This is a genomic window from Streptomyces sp. NPDC056480, from assembly GCF_042795405.1.
Lineage (GTDB): Bacteria > Actinomycetota > Actinomycetes > Streptomycetales > Streptomycetaceae > Streptomyces.
Genome location: NZ_JBHTSA010000007.1, coordinates 52,895 through 68,396, shown reverse-complemented (window position 1 = coordinate 68,396; position 15,502 = coordinate 52,895). Strand labels below are relative to the sequence as shown.

The window sequence follows — 15,502 nt, the reverse complement described above, 5'->3', positions numbered from 1 at the left end:
CATGGCGTGGGGGTCACATCCGCGCCCGACGGCAGCGGCGCGCGGTGGCCGGATACGGGGCTTGGCGCAGGAGCGGAGTGGTTCCGACCGCTGCCGGCACGTGAGGTCAGCCCGCTAGTGCGGGACGGAGCCGAGGACCCCGGTCAGCGAGGAGCGAGCAGGCAGAACTCGTTGCCCTCCGGGTCGACCAGAACCGTCCAGGAGATCGCGGACTGGTCGATACCCGGATCGGTGGCGCCCAGGGCGCGCAGTCGGGCTTCCTCTGCCGCCGGGTCGTCACCGGGGTAGGGGCGGATGTCGAGGTGGACGCGGTTCCACACGCTCTTGGTGTCGGGGGTACGGACGAACTCCAGGTAGGGTCCGACGCCTTGGGCGGATCGCAGGGACGCGTGGTCGTCGGCGACCTCGTGCGGCGTCCAGTCCATCGCCTGGTCCCAGAACCGGGCCATCTCCCGTGGGTCGGTGCAGTCGACCACCACCGCGGCGACCGGCCCGGTGTCCCGGTAGATCGGACGGGGCTCCAGGACGCAGAACTCGTTGCCCTCCGGATCGGCCATGACCGTCCAGGGGACGTCACCCTGACCCACGTCGGCGTGCGTCGCGCCGAGATCCCTCAGACGCGCGACCAGCTCCGTCTGATGGGCCCTCGATGTGGTGGCCAGGTCGAGGTGCACCCGGTTCTTCACCGTCTTGGGTTCCGGGCGGGCGATGATGTCGATGCAGACGGCCACGGGGTCGGGGTAGGCGAACCCGACGGGTTCGAGGTTCGTCACGCCGGGCCCCTCGCTTTCGACCCCCCACCCGAGTGCCTCCGCCCAGAACCGGCCGAGCGCAGCGTCGTCCTGGGCCTTCATGTTGATCTGCACGAGTCGTGTCGCCATGCCGAAGATCCTAGAAGCCGCCGCCCGGGCCGCCGCATTCACTCGGCATTCGCTCGGACGCCGACGCGGTCGGGGAACGGTGCTCGCGCGCTTCAGGGACGGACCAGCGCGTCGATCCTCGCCAGCTCCTCGCTGTCGAAGTCGAGGTGGTGGAGGGCGGCCACGCTGTCCTCGAGCTGGCGCGCACTGCTCGCGCCCACCAGGGCCGAGGTGACGCGACCACCGCGCAGCACCCAGGCGAGGGCGAGCTGGGCCAGGGTCTGACCGCGCGACGCGGCGATGTCGTTCAGGGCGCGCAACCGGGTCACCAGGTCCTCGGTGACGGCGTCCCGGTTCAGGAAGGGGCTGTCGCTCGCGGCCCGGGAGTCTTCGGGGATGCCGTTCAGGTAGCGGCCGGTGAGCAGGCCCTGTTCCAGCGGGGAGTAGGCGATCGAGCCGATCCGCAGGTCGTCGAGGGCGTCGAGCAGGCCCTCGTCCTCCGGGCGTCGGTCGAGCATCGAGTAGCGGGGCTGGTGAAGGGTGAGCGGTGTGCCGAGATCGGCGAGCACGCGGGCAGCCTCGCGGGTCTGTTCGGCGGAGTAGTTGGAGACGCCGACGTACAGCGCCTTGCCCTGCTGGACCGCGGAGTGCAGGGCGCCCATGGTCTCCTCCAGGGGCGTCTCCGGGTCGAAACGGTGGGAGTAGAAGATGTCGACGTGGTCGAGTCCGAGTCGGCTCAGGCTCTGGTCGAGCGACGACAGCAGGTACTTGCGGGAGCCCCACTCGCCGTACGGGCCGGGCCACATCAGGTATCCGGCCTTGGTGGAGACGACCAGTTCGTCCCGGTAGGGCGCGAAGTCCGTCCGCAGGAAGTCGCCGAGGGCGGACTCCGCCGAGCCGGGCGGGGGTCCGTAGTTGTTCGCCAGGTCGAAGTGGGTGATTCCGAGGTCGAAGGCGCGGCGAAGGATGGCGCGCTGGGTCTCCGCCGGGCGGTCCGGGCCGAAGTTGTGCCACAGCCCCAGGGAGAGGGCGGGGAGCTTCAGGCCGCTGCGCCCGGTGCGCCGGTAGGGCATGTCGGCATAGCGATCGGCATGTGCGGTGTACAACGCGACTCCATGGCGTGGGGGCGACCCCCGGTGCACGGGGGCGGCAGGGGACTGTCGTGCCGCCACCAATCTCCCCTGCCCCACGGGCATGAATCCAACAGGAGAATCCGATGGGATTCAGCGCGTAGGCTTCTGAATCATGGAACTGCGGCATCTCCAGCACTTCGTCGCCGTCGCCGAGGACCGGCACTTCACGCGGGCCGCGGAGCGGCTCATGGTCTCCCAGTCCGGTCTCTCGGCGTCGATCCGTGCCCTGGAGCGGGACCTGAGGGCGCCCCTGTTCGTACGGAGCACCCGCAGGGTGACGCTGACGGAGGCCGGGCGCGCGCTGCTGGTCGAGGCGGAGCGCGTCCTCGCGCAGGTGCGGGCCGCCCACGAGGCGGTCGCTGCCGTGCAGGGCGTGGTGCGCGGGACGCTCCGCCTCGGGGCGGAGCAGTGCGTCGCGGGGGTGCACGTGGCGGGACTCCTGGCGGCGTTCAGACGGCGGCACCCCGAGGTGGAGATCCGGCTCCGGCAGGAGGGTGGGATCGCGCTGGCCGAGGACGTCGCCGCCGGCCGCCTCGACCTGGCCTTCGCCTACCGCACCCGGGCGGACTCGGACCTGCTGCGCTCGGTGCCACTGGCCGCCGAGCCGATGACGCTCCTGTGCCATCCAGAGCACCCGCTCACCGCGGCCGGGCCGGTCCTCGCGCTGCGCGACCTCGCGGAGGAGGACTTCGTCGACTTCCACCCCGGCTGGGGACCGCGTCGGGCCACGGACGCCACCTTCACCGCCGCGGGCGTGCCGCGCACCGTGACCCTGGAGGTGAACGACGTGCACAGCCTCCTGGATCTGGTGGAGGAGGACCTCGGTGTCGCCGCCGTACCGCGGCATTTCCGGCACAAGCGGGACTCCCTGCACGCCATCCCTCTCGCCGGCACCGGCGAGGCGGTCTACGAGACCGTGGCCCTGTTGCCACCGCCGCAGGCCACCAGTCCGGCGGCCCGCGCGTTGATGGCACTTCTGGAGCGGGGCACCGCCCGCTGACACGCGGGAGAACGCTGCCCTCGGGTGGGTGCCGGTGGCGCGTCGTGGCCCTGGCCTCGCGGCCGGGGCGGAAGGCGAGGACGTCCGCCTCCGCCCCGTACGGCGATCAGACCGGGCGTGGGACATACGCGAGGCCGTGCGCGCCGGCCTCGCCGAGCTTGGCGATGTCCAGCCGGGCCAGGCGATCCAGCGTCTCCAGGTCGACGACGTCGACGGTGGAGGAGACGGCGCAGGCGACATAGGCGAGCCGGCCGTCGGGCGACGAGGTGATGGTGAGCGGGAAGAGTCCGACCGCGAGTTCACCCACCTGCTTGCGGGTGTCGGCGGCGAACACGGTGAGGCGGCCCGGCGCGTGGCGTCCGAGTCGCGACTCCGGATCGGGTGCCGTGCGCACTTCGCCCACGAGCAGCCTCCCGGTCGAGGTCAGGTGCACCGGCAGGACGATGTCCTCCGTGGGCAGGGTGTCCACGACGGACGCGGTGCGAGCGTCGACGATCCGGATTCCCGTGGTCGGCCGCGCTTCGGCGGTGGCCGAGAAGTCGCCGTAGGGCGCGGCGACGAAGGCGTGCGTGCCGTCGGCGGAGACGGCGAGACCCTCGCTGCCCGGTACCTCGATCTTCGAGGTGAGGGCGCCCTGTTCGAGGTCGACGACCGACACGAACGGCGCCTCCTTGTTGGTGGCGTACCCCGTCCTGCCCGCCGGGTCGATGGCGAACCAGTGCGGACCGGGCGCGTCGGTGTCGATCCTGCCCACAGGTCGGCGGGTCGCCGTGTCGATCACCACGACACCGCCGGGCCGGTTCTCGGCGCCCTCCACGCTGACGTAGATCCGGCCGCGCGCCGGGTCCAGCGCCAGCCCGTGCGGCCCGTGTTCGGGGCCGATGTCGATGATCTCGACGATCCGGCGGGTGTCGGGGTCGATCACGGCCAGGTCGGTGCGCCGGCCGCCGTTCGCGTGGTAGTAGCCCGAGTGGTACGTGAGAGTGCACCACAGCAGCCGGTGCGTCGCGTCGAAGCACAACTCGTGCGGCTCGGACGGAACTTGTACGTGGCCGAGGTGGCGGTCGGACGCGGCGTCGAAGAACGAGACGGTCGGCCCGCTCTGGCTGACGACGGCCAGGACATCGCCTTCTCGACCGGTACGGGGGGACTGATGCACAGCGGCTCCTTGGGAGGGCGGAGGGAGGGAGGCCGCGGGCTTCCGCGGACGTCTCCACTCTCGGCGCCACCGAGTGCCACAACAATGCAAAGATCAGCATCCGATCATTGCCTCAGATGCAAAGTTGCAGTTCAGGAGCGATTGATGGATCTCAACCTGCTGCGCGTCCTGGACGCCTTGCTCCAGGACAACAGCGTGACCCGAGCGGCGGAGCGCCTCGGTACCTCGCCTGCGGCGGTCAGCCGCACCCTGGCACGGCTCCGCCGTGCGGTCGGCGACCCGTTGCTCGTCCGGGCCGGCCAGGGAATGGTCCCGACCCCGCGCGCCCTGGAACTCCGCGAGGAGGTGGGCGCGTTGCTGCGCGGCTGCGACAGCGTCCTGCGGCCCGGCCCCGGTTTCGACGCCGCACGCCTCCACCGCACGTTCACGGTGCAGGCCGCCGACCTGCTCCTGGTGGGCCTGGCCGCGCACCTGACCGAGCGGATTCACGCGGAGGCCCCTCAGGTGGACGTCGTCTTCCTCCCCGAGGCGCTCGAGGGCGGTCCCGGGCTGCGACAAGGCTGGGTGGACGTCGAACTCGGCGTCCTCGGGCACCTGGACCCGGAGATCCGAACCCGACGGCTCACGCGGATGACGCCTGTCGGCATCGCCCGCCAGGATCATCCTCTCTTCGACGGACCGATCGACGCGCGCCGGTTCGCCGCGGCCGACCACATCGGCATCTCGCGGCTCGGCAAGCGCCTCGGGCCCATCGATCACGCGTTGGCGGAGCTCGGACTGCGGCGGCGGACCGCGATCGTGGTACCCAGCCACACGAGCGCGATGATGCTCGCCCGGGACACCGACCTCGTCGCGCTCAGCCTGGCCGACTGGCTCCCCGACACCGTCTCCGCCCTGGGACTGCGGACGTTCGCCATCCCGCTCGACCTGGCGCCCCTGGATCTCGGGATGGCTTGGCATCCCCGCAACTCCAGCGACCCGGGCCACAGATGGTTCCGTGAGCACCTGGCTGCCGCCGTCCTCGCCCCGGCGGGACTCGGTGACGCCGGGGCGATGACTCCGCCGGGCGCCCACCCCGCAGCCGGGCAGGGCCGCTGACGATCGCCGCCGGTCGCCTCCGCGGCCCCGGCCGGGCGGAGCCTCAGTCGTCGCTTCCGAGACCGCGGCCGGGCAGGCTCATGTCCCCCGTCGAGGGAGTGCCGTCGGCGATCCCGTAGCGCAGGAACACGGTCCCCGTCGGGCCGGCGACGGGCGGCGCGAGGAGCGTGACGTTGGTGGGCACCGCGCCGTCGTCGAACACCTTCTTCCCGACGCCGAGCACGACCGGGTGCAGCCAGAGATCGATGCGGTCGAAGAGCTTCTCGCGCAGCAGGGTCTGCACGAAGTTCAGACTCCCGACGACCTTCACGTCCTCATGCCGGTCACGGAGCTCACGCACCGCGTCGACGAGGTTCGGACCGAGCTGCGTGGAGCCCGCCCACGAGAGGTCGGGCCTGCCGCGCGACGCCACGTACTTCGGGACAGCGTTGAACAGCGTGGCGATCTCGCCGTCCTCGCCGCCGCTCTGGTGGGGCCAGTAGGCGGCGAAGATGTCGTAGGTCCGCCGGCCGAGCAGGAGGGCGTCCGTGCCCTCGTACGCGGCACCGATCTGCGCCCCGGCGACCTCGTCGATCAGGGGCGCCTGCCAGCCGCCGAACGGGAATCCCACCGGGTCCTCGTCGGGACCGCCGGGCGCCTGCCCGACGAGGTCGAGGGTCGCGAACAGCTCGATGGTGATGAGGCCCATGGCTTACTCCCGATGCGTCGGTTGTCTCCGTCAAGAGATAGACCCTGCCGGTCGGCAGCCGATTCATCGACGCGACGGACCCCGCTCACCCGGCCCGATGGTTGGGCCGTCCGGCCGAAGCGGGCGGCATGTCGGCCGAGGCCCGGCCGGTCCCGCGCCGTCACGGCCGCGGCCCACTCCCCCGGCGGTTGCCCGCTGTGCGCGAACGACCCGGGACCGGCGTACGAGTGCCGGGACCGGACCGTCCCCTCAGTGCAGCGTGATCCCGGCGGCGACCGGCAGATGGTCGCTGCCGGTGGCGGGCAGGGTGCGGATGTGGCCGACGGTCGCCGAGCGGGCCATGACCTGGTCGATCCGGGCCAGCGGGAACGCGGCGGGAAAGCTGAAGGCGAAGCCCCGCTCGGCCACGTTCATCCGTGAGGTCAGCGGCGCCAGCCCGCGGTCGTCGACCGTGCCGTTGAGGTCACCCAACAGGATCACCGCTCTGACTTCCTCAGCCGCGACGGCCTTGCCCAGCAGGCCGGCGCTCTCGTCGCGCCACGAAGACGCGAGGCCGCTCGCCCGCACCCGGACCGAGGGCAGGTGCGCGACGTACGCCGCGGCCTCCCCACGCGGGGTGTGGACCACGGCTCGCAGCCCGCGGCTCCAGGGCCCGGTGACTCCCCGCGGTCTGACATCGAGCAGCCGGACGCCGGTCAGCGGATGCTTCGACCACAGGCCGACGGTGCCCCGGACCGCGTGGTACGGGTAAGCCGGGGCGAGAGTCCTCTCGTAGACCGGCAGCGCCGGGGGCACCAGCTCCTGCAGCGCGATCAGATCGGGCTCGGCGTCGAGAAGGGCACGGGCCGTGCCCGCAGGGTCGGGGTTCTCGTCGCTGACGTTGTGCTGGACCACCACCAGGTCGTACGCGCCAGGCTTCCCACCGGGCAGGAGCAGCCCGCCGAAGAGGTACGTCCAGGCCGCCGCCGGCAGCAGCAGGGCCACCAGCGCGGTGACCGAACGGCGCGACAGGGCCACGCCGAGCAGGACCACGACGGCCAGGCCGAGCCAAGGCAGGAACACTTCGAGCAGGCTGCCCAACCGGCCCACGGAGTTGGGCACCGCCCGGTGGAACACCACCAACCCGGCCGTCAGCACGGCGAAGGCGGCGGACACCCGCCCCCGCGCCCAGACCGATCGGTCCCCCGCGTCCCCCTCCGGTCGGCCCCGTCCCCCGGGACGAGCCACCAGACGAATCAGTCTCCGCATTCCCTTGATGCCCGCCACACGGCTCACCGACAGACCATCCCCAGCCACCAGCCGCCCACCACCGGCAGGCAGCGGGCAGCACCGAACGCTACGGCGACGCGCTGAGCAGCTGACGCGAGGCCTCGGTCCGGACGGTAGCCGGTCCGGTCACGTCGATCACGCGGCTACGGCTGGTCCACTATCTTCTGGACCTCGTCGGCGATGCCGTCGAGGACGGCCTTCGGATCGGCGGACGGCGCGACGGCCTGGCCGATGTTCCGCTTGATGGTGTTGCTCACCTGCAGCCAGGACGGTTCGTTGACCGGATAGAGCTCGGCCACGCTCAGGGCGTCCAGGAACTGCTCGTTGCTGGGGTCCGCCGCGTCCTTCGACGCCAGGCTCGCGGTCACCGTCGAGGGCAGCAGGTGGTAGCGGCTGGCGAACGCGCTGAGGTTCTTGTCCTCGTAGACGAATTCCAGAAAGTTCCCCACCAGTTCGCGGTTGCCGTCGCGCTTGAACGCCATCATCCAGTCGGCGACACCTGCCGACGCCATGGGTTGACCGTCTTTCAGCGTGTCCGACACCGGCATTCTCAAGGTGCCGACCTTCATGCCCTTCGCCCTTGCCTCGTGGAGAAGCGAGGGGTAGCCGTTGAGCATGCCGACCTCACCTCGCAGGAAGGCGGCGAAGGCGTCCTTGCGGTCGAGCTTGGCCGGCGGGACCGGACCGGTCAAACCGGGCTCGACAAGGTTGTTCTTGATCCAGCGGAACGTCTGCGTGTTCTGATCGGACGCGATGTCGTATCCGCCGGTTTCACCGGCGTACCCGCCACCGTTGCTCAGTTCCCAGATCAGGGCTTCGGCATGGGCCTCTTCGGGGCCGAAGGGCAGAGCGTACGGGTAGAGCACGTTCTCCTTCTTCAGCGCCTGGGCCGCCTCTTCCAGATCGGTCCAGGTCTTCGGCGGCTTCGCTCCCGCCTTTTCGAAGAGCTCCTCGTTGTAGAAGAGAAGCCGACTGCTCGCCACAAAGGGCAAGCCGTAGAGCGTGTTGTCGACCGAACCCGCTTCCACGAGCGGTGGCAGGAAATTCGACTCCACCCTCACCGGCAGCAACTCGTCGGCGGCGTAAAGCCGGCCCTGCGCTGCGAAGTCGGAGTACGCGCCCATCAGCGCCACGTCCGGGGCATTGCCTTCGTTGACGAGCCGGGTGACCTCACGGTCGACGTCGGCCCACGGGTAGAGCGTGACCTCGACCTTCTTGCCCGGGTGGGCGGCGACGAAATCGGCGGTCAGTCGGTCCCAGTACACCTGGGAGCTGGTCTCCGGGCTGTTGCCGTACTCGGCCGCCACCAAGCGCAATGTCGTCCCGTCGCCGCTCCCGGACGAGCCGCAGGCGGTGACGAAGGAGCCCAGTAGTCCGAGTACGGCCGCGGAGGCGGCCGCGCCGGAGAGTCTTGGTCGCACGGATCGTTCCTCTTGATTTCTTTGGACAGTGCGTCCGGAAGTCTCTCCCGGCAAGGGACTCATGGCTCCCCCTGCTCGAAGATTGTGGAAGCTTCTCCAACTGCACCAGGAGGGCCTGGTGCTTTCTCATAGTCCGAAAAGAATGACGACGCGCGTAGACCGCTCCACCGTGTCCGTCACCACCGAGGGCCAGGCACGAGGCCTGGCCCTCAGCGGCAGGGATGCGGGATGAACCGGTCACCTGTGGTCACCGGTGGTGGCAGTCCCAGTGGCCCTTCACCCAGTGGTGATCCCAGTGGGCGGGGACATAGACCCACTTGTACTGGCGGTCGTGGCTCCAGGAGCCCTTGTGCCAGTCACCGTGCTTGTCATGATGGCCGGGGTGCCACGTCTTGTGGTAGGTCCACTTCTTCTCCCAGTGGCCCTTCACCCACTTCTTCTCCCAGTGCCCCTTCTTCCACTCGCACCGGTCGTGACGGTCGTGGTGGTCGTGACCGTCACCGGCCACAACGGTCGCGACGGATGCGGGCGCGGGTGCCGCGGTCGCCGTGCCGGACATGCCGAGCGCGGCGCCGCCGGCCAGCAGTCCCGCCGCTGCGGCGCTTGCCACCAGACGACGGGCGCGCATGGACGCGGTCATCAGACACACCTCCCTCGATTGGTCGACTTCCGTGAGCACGTCGAGCCGTGCCGTGCGGTTCGAACGGCCGACTCGCCGTGCGGGGTCACCAGGGATTCGGAGCCGGACCGCCGGCGGATGAAGAAGCGCCGTAAATCGTGTGCGACGGAGCCCGGGAGGCTCTCGCCGTCGATCCGTCATCCGTGCTCGGGACGGCTACGAATCCCTCACACAGGAAGTCCCCGTCTCCAGGGAGCGGTCATGACCATCACCGCATCACCCTCAGCGCCCAGCGCGACACGCCTTGTCGTGGACCTGCCCTGGGGCCTGCGGAGTCCGGCCGTCGCCCGTCGCATCGCGGTCCGCTGGCTGGAAGCGGCCGACTGCGCCCGAACGGCCGACGCCGTCCTGGTCGTGTCCGAGCTCGTCACCAATGCCGTCCGCCACACCCGCGGCCCTTGCGTCCTGACGCTCGCCCGGGACGGCGAGTCCTTGGACATCGCGGTCACCGACCACAGCGAGGAGATGCCCGACGTCCACCGGCCCCCGGCCGGAGACCAGCGAGGCGGCTTCGGCCTGGAGATCATGCGCCACCTCGGCGAATCCGTCAGGGTGGTCCCTCGTCTCGGCGGCAAGACCGTGCATGTCGCACTGCGGGTCCAGACCCCGGCGCACGACCGCCGAGGGCCGCCGTGAAGGCCCCCGGCCCCCGTTCCGGACTCACCCGGCTGGCGCGGCCACCCGGCACGACCCCGCCGCAGGCGGCAGAGTCGGACAGGACGGGCCACTCCGAGCAGGGCGACCCGGCGCCGCACACCCGCGCGACCGACCACCAGAGGCGCGACAAGGGAAGACCATTGCCTCACTCACGCGAGCCGAACGCCCACCTCGACACGCTCCTGCTCCGGGCGGCGAACGGTGACCGGGACGCGTTCGCCGGCGTCTACGACGCGCTGGCCCAGCCGGTGATGGGGCTGGCCTGCCGGATCCTGCGGGACGTGGGCCAGGCCGAGGAGGTGACGCAGGACGTCATGATCGAGGTGTGGCGGACGGCGGACCGATTCCGGCCCGACCTCGGCACGGCGAAGACATGGGTGCTCACCCTCGCCCATCGGCGCGCCGTGGACCGGGTCCGTTCCGTCCAGGCGAGCAAGGACCGCGAGGTGCGTGCCGGGATGCTGTCGGCGGACCGGGCCTTCGACGAGGTCGCCGAGACCGTCGAGGGCCTCGACGAGCGGCGCCGTGTCCACCGCTGCCTGGCGGCCCTGGCCCGGCTCCGGCGAGTGCCGCTGGTGCTCGCCTACTACCAGGGGATGACCTGTCTCGAGGTGGCGCGCTCGCTGTCCACCCCGGAGGGAACGGTGAAGTCCCGCATGCGCAAAGGCCTCGAAGAGCTGCGCGCCTGTCTGGAGGCCGGATCATGACGACGCCGGAGGATCCCCATCTCAATGCCGCGGCATACGTTCTGCACGCTCTGTCACCCGCGGAGGAAGCCGCCTTCGAGAATCACCTCGCCGGCTGCGAGATCTGCCGCCGGGACGTCACCGCGTTCGAGAGGACAGCCGCCCGGCTCGCCTCCGCCGAGACCGCGCCGGTACCCGAGCAGCTGCGTGCGCGTGTCATGGAACAGGTGTCCCGGACTCCGCAGGACCGCCGGCATCACACCGCCCGCCCCCGTGGCGGATCCCTCCGCCGGAACGGCTTGCGTCTCGCGCTCGCCGCGAGCATCGCGGCGGCGGCCGCGCTCGGTGCCGTCGCCGTACGGGAACGCCAGGAGGCCGACGAGGCACGCGCCCAGGCGGCCCAGGCCCAGGAGCAGGCCCGGACGACGGGCGGAGCCTTCGCGGACGTCCTCACCGCCCCCGACGCCACCGTCCACACCGGTGAGCTCTCCGACGGAGCCGAGGCGGCGGTCGTCGTCTCCCGCGCGCAGGCCAAGGCCGCGTTCACGGCCCGCGACCTCCCGGCCCTGCCGAGTAGCAGGGTGTACGAACTCTGGTACGCCGGTGAGGCCGGCGACCTGCGTCCGGCGGGCCTCCTCGACGACACCGGCAACCGGGCCGCACGCGTCCTCGACGGCCCCTTGGGAGACGCGGTCGCCGTCGGCATCACCGTCGAACCCGCGGGCGGCTCCGCCCAGCCGACCACCGAACCCCTCGGCATCATCCCCATCAGCACCAAGGCGTAGGAGCGCAACGGTGTTCGGTGTGAGGGGTGGACCGGGTCCTGACCGTCGGGGCGCGAACCGCCGATCTCGGAGAGGTGTCGCGTCCTCCCATCCGTCGCGGCGGCGGCAACGAATCAAGAGTGAGGACAACAGCGAGCGGAGGGCCGGGAGGTGAAGGAGATGACCGAGGAGGAGTTCCGCGGGCTGATGGAACAAGCGCGGCGAGAGGCTGCGAGGGGCGTCTTTCCCGCCTCAGCCTCCGCATCCGACTCCGATGGCGATGGCGATGGCGATGGCGAGTCTCCGTACGAGATCGCCGCCCGTCACGCCGAGAGCGGCGCCGCGGCGCATTGAGCCCCTTGGCTCTCAAGGAACCAGGATGACCTTGCCCCGGATCCGGCCGGCCTCGCTGAGACGGTGGACGTCCGCGAGCTCGGTCAGCGGGCGTGACGCGCTGATGTCGATGGTGACCGAGCCCGCCTCGACGAGGCCCACCAGTGCTTCCAGATGCGACACGTCGTTCCGGGCGACCATGTGCATCGCTGTCACCCCAGCAGCGGCGTCCGGCTCGACCGGTGTCGCGATCGAGACGACACGCCCGCCCGGCCGCACCAGCGGCACCAGAGCCGCGGCGTCCTCGGGGCTCAGCGCGACCAGGTTCAGCAGCAGGTCCACGGGGTCGTCGAGCGAGGCGCTCAGCGGTCCCGCGGTGTAGTCGATCACCTGGTCCGCCCCCTGGCGCCGGACCGCCTCGGCGCTGCGTGCGGCGGCCGTGGCGATCACCTCGGCTCCCGCGTGCTTCGCGAGCTGCGTCACGAATCCTCCGACGCCGCCGCCCGCGCCGTTGACCAGCACCCGCTCTCCCGCGGCCGCCTTCCCGTGCTCGAACACCGCCTGCCACGCCGTCAGTCCGGCCACGGGAAGAGCCGCGGCGTGCGCGAGGGGGACGGTGTCGGGCACCGCGACCAGCAGAGCGGCGGGGGCCCGTACGTACTGCGCGGCTCCTCCGCCGTCGAGCCGACCCACCACCCGGTCGCCGACGGCGAAGCCCCGCACCCCCGCGCCGATCTCGGCCACGGTGCCGGCGGCGTCCCAGCCGAGCGTGTAGGGCAGGTCCACAGGCAGGAACGCCTGCAGCATTCCGGCGCGCAACGCGGCCTCGGTGGGGTTGAACGAGGTCGCGGCGACGCGGACGAGCACTTCGCCGAAGGCGGGCGCAGGGCGTGGAACAACGTCGTGGCGGATCACGGACGCGTCGCCGAACTCATGGATACGTGCGGTCTTCATCGTCGTCATGCCGCGAATCTACGACCACGGATGAAGACGATCCATGTGTGAGAGCGCCTCGTTCATACGCGTACGTCTCCCAGGTACCCGTACGCTCCACGCATGGACGTACTCAGCGATGTGGTCGCGGTGACGCGAACGGGCAGGCCCCGGTCGGCGCACGTGCGGTGGCACGCCCCCTGGGGACAGGAGTTCGCCTCCGTCCCCGGGTCGGCGGGCTTCCAGGTGATCCTGCGGGGGGCCTGCTGGCTGCTGGCCGGGGACGCCGAGCCCGTCCGACTCGGCACGGGAGACGTGGTGTTCCTCCCCCACGGCAGGGGGCACACGCTGGCCGACAGTCCCGGGACACCCGTGTCGAGTCCTGCCTGCGGTCCCGACGAACTGCCGCGTTCCGACACCCGCGTCACCGACGCCCACGTCCGCGACACTCACGTCTCCGGCACCCACGTGTCCGACAGCGTCGACCGGGCCGGCCACGGCGGTCCGGTGACCGTAGTGCTCTGCGGGGCCTATCAACTCGACCCGTCCCGCACGCACCCGTTGTTGCTGAGCCTCCCGGACCTGATCCACCTGCCGGCGCGGGCGGGCCGCCATCCGGAGCTGAGTTCGGCCGTGAGCCTCCTGGCCGCGGAGCTGGAGAACCCGCGCCTGGGCACGGACGCCGCCGTTCCCGCGCTGCTGGACGCGCTGCTGCTCTACGTCCTGCGCATCTGGTTCGACGAACAGTCCTCCCAGGTCGACCCCATCGGATGGGCCGCGGCACTCAACGATCCCCCGGTCACCGCCGCACTCCACGCCATCCACCGAGATCCGGCGCAGCCGTGGACGGTGGCGAAGCTCGCGGCGGAATCCGGGCTCTCCCGGGCTCCGTTCGCCAGGCGCTTCAACCTGTTGATCGGTCAGCCGCCCGTCGGCTACCTGACCTGGTGGCGGATGACGGTGGCGGCGCGCCTGCTCCGGACGTCGGACGCGCCGTTGAGATCCGTCGCCGCCCAGGTGGGCTACACCTCCGAGTTCGCCTTCGCCCATGCCTTCAAACGCACACACGGAGCGGCCCCCGGCACGTACCGGCGGACCACGAAGCCGCGTCCGGCCAGTCCGTACTGAGCCCCGCGGCACAGGGCTCGTTCAGGGAGTTCTCCTTCGGGGCCTCTGATGGCGGGAGCAGCACCCGACGAGCGAAGTGTCCCCGGCCCAGGAAGATCCGTGCCGGCTCGTGTGCTGTGCCGCCGTCCGGCCCGGCCCGTCGTCCGGCCAGTGCCGCCGTCCGGCTCGTGCCGCCGTCCGACCTGCGCCGCCGTCCGACGTAGCCGCCGTCCGGCCCGGTGGCGGCTGATGTGGCGTCCGATCGGGCGGAGGGCCGGGACCCGGAGGTGTGGGTCCCGGCTCTCCGCCCTGTCAGCCGCTACGCTCGGTGACGATCAAGGAGGTCGGATGCCGTACCGGATCGTCCGTGGCGCGCGTGCCGCGGTGCTCGCTTTGCTGATGCTGCTGGGTGTGACGGGACTTGCCGCCTGCGATCCCGATGAACCGGACCCCGCCCCCACGACCGCGCCTGCCGGGGTCACGGACGCTCCCCCGGCCGATGACACGGATACGCCTCCTCCGCCGCAGGACACGGACGGTCCTCCGACGGACGAGACGCGGGATCCGGCGGAGAAGTCGTCCGGAGGCTATGTCCCTCCCGCGCCCCTCCCGCCGGAGGAGACCGGCGACGAGACGCCGGAACCGCCCTTCGATCCGACCCAGCCGCCCGCCTCGCCCTTGCCGGAGGAGACCTCACCGGGGAACCCCGAGCCCGCTCCCGAGACCCCGTGACCGAGCCCTCCGCGCACGGGGCGGAGCAGCGCCCGCCCGGCGCCGGGAAGGCATGGCGCCAGGCCGGGGGCGATCTCGACGGGCCGTCCGGCCTCGTCAAGATCGTCGTCGCCCAGGGGACCTTCATCGCCGCGCTGATGTTCTACATCGGCGCGATCTACACCAGCACGTACTACGACTACTTCAATCTCCACTGGGGATCGATGAACCTGGGGTTCAGCCAGGTCGCCCTGGAGAGCCTGAACCTGCTGAACCTGGACATCATGGTGGCGGCCGGGTGCGTGTTCCTGCTGGCCTGTGTCCCGTGGAGCCGTCGGCCCCGTCGTGTGACGCCGGTCGAGGCCGCCGCGGCGCGCTGGTACCCACTCGTCGTGGTCACGGGGATCGTGCTGCTCGCGCTCTGGCAGGAGATCCAGCCGTACGGCTGGGTCGGACCGCTCACCATCGCCGCCGGGCTGCTCCTGAGCCTGTGCCGAAACGCCGAGGGGCACCGGCCTCAGGGCTTCCGCCGCCAGGCCGTACCGGTCTTCGCCGCCGGTGTCTTCCTCTTCTGGACGGTGACCAACATCGCCTGGCAGCAGGGCAGGCAGGACGCTCGGGCACACGCCGCGGCCGTCACCGACTGGACGGGAGTGCTCGTGCTCAGCACCAGACCGCTGAGCCTGCCGACGGATTCGGTGAGGGAGGAGAGGTTCTCGAACGACCGCCTGCACCCCTACCGGTACTCGGATCTGCGACTGCTCGCCGAACACGACGGCCGCTACTTCGTGGTGCCGCGGGACTGGAACGCGCAGGTGGACGAGATCTACGTCATCCGGGAGAGCGATGCCGTCTGGATCGCGCTGACCCCCGGCACTCGGCCCCGTCTGATGGACTGAACGGCGTTCGACAAGGTCACTCACTGTGACCGCCATCGGGCGAACGACCGCCCCCTCCACCCCTTCGAGGCCCAACCCACGCCGCACCGGGACCAGTAGGGCAGC

General features: G+C 71.2%; 16 protein-coding genes. 8 read left to right on the top strand and 8 right to left on the bottom strand.

Translation table 11 applies throughout. From position 1 onward, the window contains the following. Nucleotides 1-143 precede the first annotated feature (143 nt). A complete protein-coding gene (locus ACFQ79_RS05825) occupies nucleotides 144-881 on the bottom strand; it encodes a VOC family protein (protein ID WP_383579579.1) in 738 nt (245 codons plus the stop codon). A 92-nt stretch (nucleotides 882-973) separates the two neighbouring features. Then, nucleotides 974-1,966, bottom strand: coding sequence for an L-glyceraldehyde 3-phosphate reductase (gene mgrA, locus ACFQ79_RS05820; protein WP_383579578.1), 993 nt, complete (start codon nucleotides 1,964-1,966; stop codon nucleotides 974-976). Nucleotides 1,967-2,105: 139 nt separating this feature from the next. Here mgrA and ACFQ79_RS05815 point away from each other — a divergent pair, with 139 nt between their 5' ends. Then, the gene (locus tag ACFQ79_RS05815) at nucleotides 2,106-2,993 is read left to right on the top strand and encodes a LysR family transcriptional regulator (protein WP_383579577.1); all 888 of its coding nucleotides are present in this window, start codon (nucleotides 2,106-2,108) and stop codon (nucleotides 2,991-2,993) included. Nucleotides 2,994-3,099: 106 nt separating this feature from the next. Here ACFQ79_RS05815 and ACFQ79_RS05810 read toward each other — a convergent pair whose 3' ends face one another. Then, nucleotides 3,100-4,152 carry a YncE family protein gene (locus tag ACFQ79_RS05810; RefSeq protein WP_383579576.1) on the bottom strand — a complete coding sequence of 351 codons (1,053 nt, stop codon included), beginning with the start codon at nucleotides 4,150-4,152 and terminating at the stop codon, nucleotides 3,100-3,102. A gap of 144 nt (nucleotides 4,153-4,296) precedes the next feature. On the opposite strand from ACFQ79_RS05810, the gene ACFQ79_RS05805 reads away from it, so the two are divergent. Then, on the top strand, nucleotides 4,297-5,250 hold the full coding sequence (locus tag ACFQ79_RS05805) for a LysR family transcriptional regulator (protein ID WP_383579575.1): 954 nt from the start codon (nucleotides 4,297-4,299) through the stop codon (nucleotides 5,248-5,250). 43 nt (nucleotides 5,251-5,293) lie between these two features. Here the strand turns inward: ACFQ79_RS05805 and ACFQ79_RS05800 are convergent, their stop codons facing one another. From ACFQ79_RS05800 to ACFQ79_RS05785, 4 genes are all read right to left on the bottom strand, one after another. Continuing rightward, complete coding sequence (locus tag ACFQ79_RS05800) at nucleotides 5,294-5,938, bottom strand: dihydrofolate reductase family protein (RefSeq protein WP_383579574.1); 645 nt, start codon at nucleotides 5,936-5,938, stop codon at nucleotides 5,294-5,296. Nucleotides 5,939-6,187: 249 nt separating this feature from the next. Further along, complete coding sequence (locus tag ACFQ79_RS05795) at nucleotides 6,188-7,093, bottom strand: endonuclease/exonuclease/phosphatase family protein (RefSeq protein WP_383579573.1); 906 nt, start codon at nucleotides 7,091-7,093, stop codon at nucleotides 6,188-6,190. Nucleotides 7,094-7,350: 257 nt separating this feature from the next. Next, nucleotides 7,351-8,514 carry an extracellular solute-binding protein gene (locus tag ACFQ79_RS05790; protein WP_383579572.1) on the bottom strand — a complete coding sequence of 388 codons (1,164 nt, stop codon included), beginning with the start codon at nucleotides 8,512-8,514 and terminating at the stop codon, nucleotides 7,351-7,353. 361 nt (nucleotides 8,515-8,875) lie between these two features. After that, on the bottom strand, nucleotides 8,876-9,268 hold the full coding sequence (locus tag ACFQ79_RS05785) for a hypothetical protein (protein WP_383579571.1): 393 nt from the start codon (nucleotides 9,266-9,268) through the stop codon (nucleotides 8,876-8,878). 240 nt (nucleotides 9,269-9,508) lie between these two features. Here ACFQ79_RS05785 and ACFQ79_RS05780 point away from each other — a divergent pair, with 240 nt between their 5' ends. The 4 genes from ACFQ79_RS05780 (at nucleotide 9,509) to ACFQ79_RS05765 (ending at nucleotide 11,768) form a co-directional block, all read left to right on the top strand. Then, nucleotides 9,509-9,943 (top strand): ATP-binding protein, encoded by a 435-nt coding sequence (locus ACFQ79_RS05780; protein ID WP_383579570.1) that lies wholly within the window; start codon nucleotides 9,509-9,511, stop codon nucleotides 9,941-9,943. 161 nt (nucleotides 9,944-10,104) lie between these two features. Beyond that, nucleotides 10,105-10,671, top strand: a complete 567-nt coding sequence (gene sigK / locus ACFQ79_RS05775; RefSeq protein WP_383579569.1) for an ECF RNA polymerase sigma factor SigK — start codon at nucleotides 10,105-10,107, stop codon at nucleotides 10,669-10,671. Then, nucleotides 10,668-11,435 (top strand): anti-sigma factor domain-containing protein, encoded by a 768-nt coding sequence (locus ACFQ79_RS05770; protein ID WP_383579568.1) that lies wholly within the window; start codon nucleotides 10,668-10,670, stop codon nucleotides 11,433-11,435. Before sigK ends, ACFQ79_RS05770 begins: the two co-directional genes overlap by 4 nt. A gap of 159 nt (nucleotides 11,436-11,594) precedes the next feature. Further along, complete coding sequence (locus tag ACFQ79_RS05765; protein ID WP_383579567.1) at nucleotides 11,595-11,768, top strand: hypothetical protein; 174 nt, start codon at nucleotides 11,595-11,597, stop codon at nucleotides 11,766-11,768. A gap of 12 nt (nucleotides 11,769-11,780) precedes the next feature. Here ACFQ79_RS05765 and ACFQ79_RS05760 read toward each other — a convergent pair whose 3' ends face one another. After that, nucleotides 11,781-12,710 (bottom strand): NADP-dependent oxidoreductase, encoded by a 930-nt coding sequence (locus tag ACFQ79_RS05760; RefSeq protein ID WP_383579566.1) that lies wholly within the window; start codon nucleotides 12,708-12,710, stop codon nucleotides 11,781-11,783. A 93-nt stretch (nucleotides 12,711-12,803) separates the two neighbouring features. On the opposite strand from ACFQ79_RS05760, the gene ACFQ79_RS05755 reads away from it, so the two are divergent. Together ACFQ79_RS05755 and ACFQ79_RS05750 are read left to right on the top strand one after the other, a co-directional pair. Continuing rightward, nucleotides 12,804-13,808 (top strand): AraC family transcriptional regulator, encoded by a 1,005-nt coding sequence (locus ACFQ79_RS05755; RefSeq protein ID WP_383579565.1) that lies wholly within the window; start codon nucleotides 12,804-12,806, stop codon nucleotides 13,806-13,808. Nucleotides 13,809-14,515: 707 nt separating this feature from the next. Then, the gene (locus ACFQ79_RS05750) at nucleotides 14,516-15,397 is read left to right on the top strand and encodes a hypothetical protein (RefSeq protein ID WP_383579564.1); all 882 of its coding nucleotides are present in this window, start codon (nucleotides 14,516-14,518) and stop codon (nucleotides 15,395-15,397) included. Nucleotides 15,398-15,502 lie beyond the last annotated feature (105 nt).

What these genes read in the sequence shown, in the direction of transcription:
- ACFQ79_RS05825 (WP_383579579.1), bottom strand. Translation starts at nt 881, where the DNA reads ATGGCGACACGACTCGTGCAGATCAACATGAAGGCCCAGGACGACGCT.
- ACFQ79_RS05815 (WP_383579577.1), top strand. Translation starts at nt 2,106, where the DNA reads ATGGAACTGCGGCATCTCCAGCACTTCGTCGCCGTCGCCGAGGACCGG.
- ACFQ79_RS05805 (WP_383579575.1), top strand. Translation starts at nt 4,297, where the DNA reads ATGGATCTCAACCTGCTGCGCGTCCTGGACGCCTTGCTCCAGGACAAC.
- ACFQ79_RS05800 (WP_383579574.1), bottom strand. Translation starts at nt 5,938, where the DNA reads ATGGGCCTCATCACCATCGAGCTGTTCGCGACCCTCGACCTCGTCGGG.
- ACFQ79_RS05785 (WP_383579571.1), bottom strand. Translation starts at nt 9,268, where the DNA reads ATGACCGCGTCCATGCGCGCCCGTCGTCTGGTGGCAAGCGCCGCAGCG.
- ACFQ79_RS05780 (WP_383579570.1), top strand. Translation starts at nt 9,509, where the DNA reads ATGACCATCACCGCATCACCCTCAGCGCCCAGCGCGACACGCCTTGTC.
- ACFQ79_RS05770 (WP_383579568.1), top strand. Translation starts at nt 10,668, where the DNA reads ATGACGACGCCGGAGGATCCCCATCTCAATGCCGCGGCATACGTTCTG.
- ACFQ79_RS05765 (WP_383579567.1), top strand. Translation starts at nt 11,595, where the DNA reads ATGACCGAGGAGGAGTTCCGCGGGCTGATGGAACAAGCGCGGCGAGAG.
- ACFQ79_RS05760 (WP_383579566.1), bottom strand. Translation starts at nt 12,710, where the DNA reads ATGACGACGATGAAGACCGCACGTATCCATGAGTTCGGCGACGCGTCC.
- ACFQ79_RS05755 (WP_383579565.1), top strand. Translation starts at nt 12,804, where the DNA reads ATGGACGTACTCAGCGATGTGGTCGCGGTGACGCGAACGGGCAGGCCC.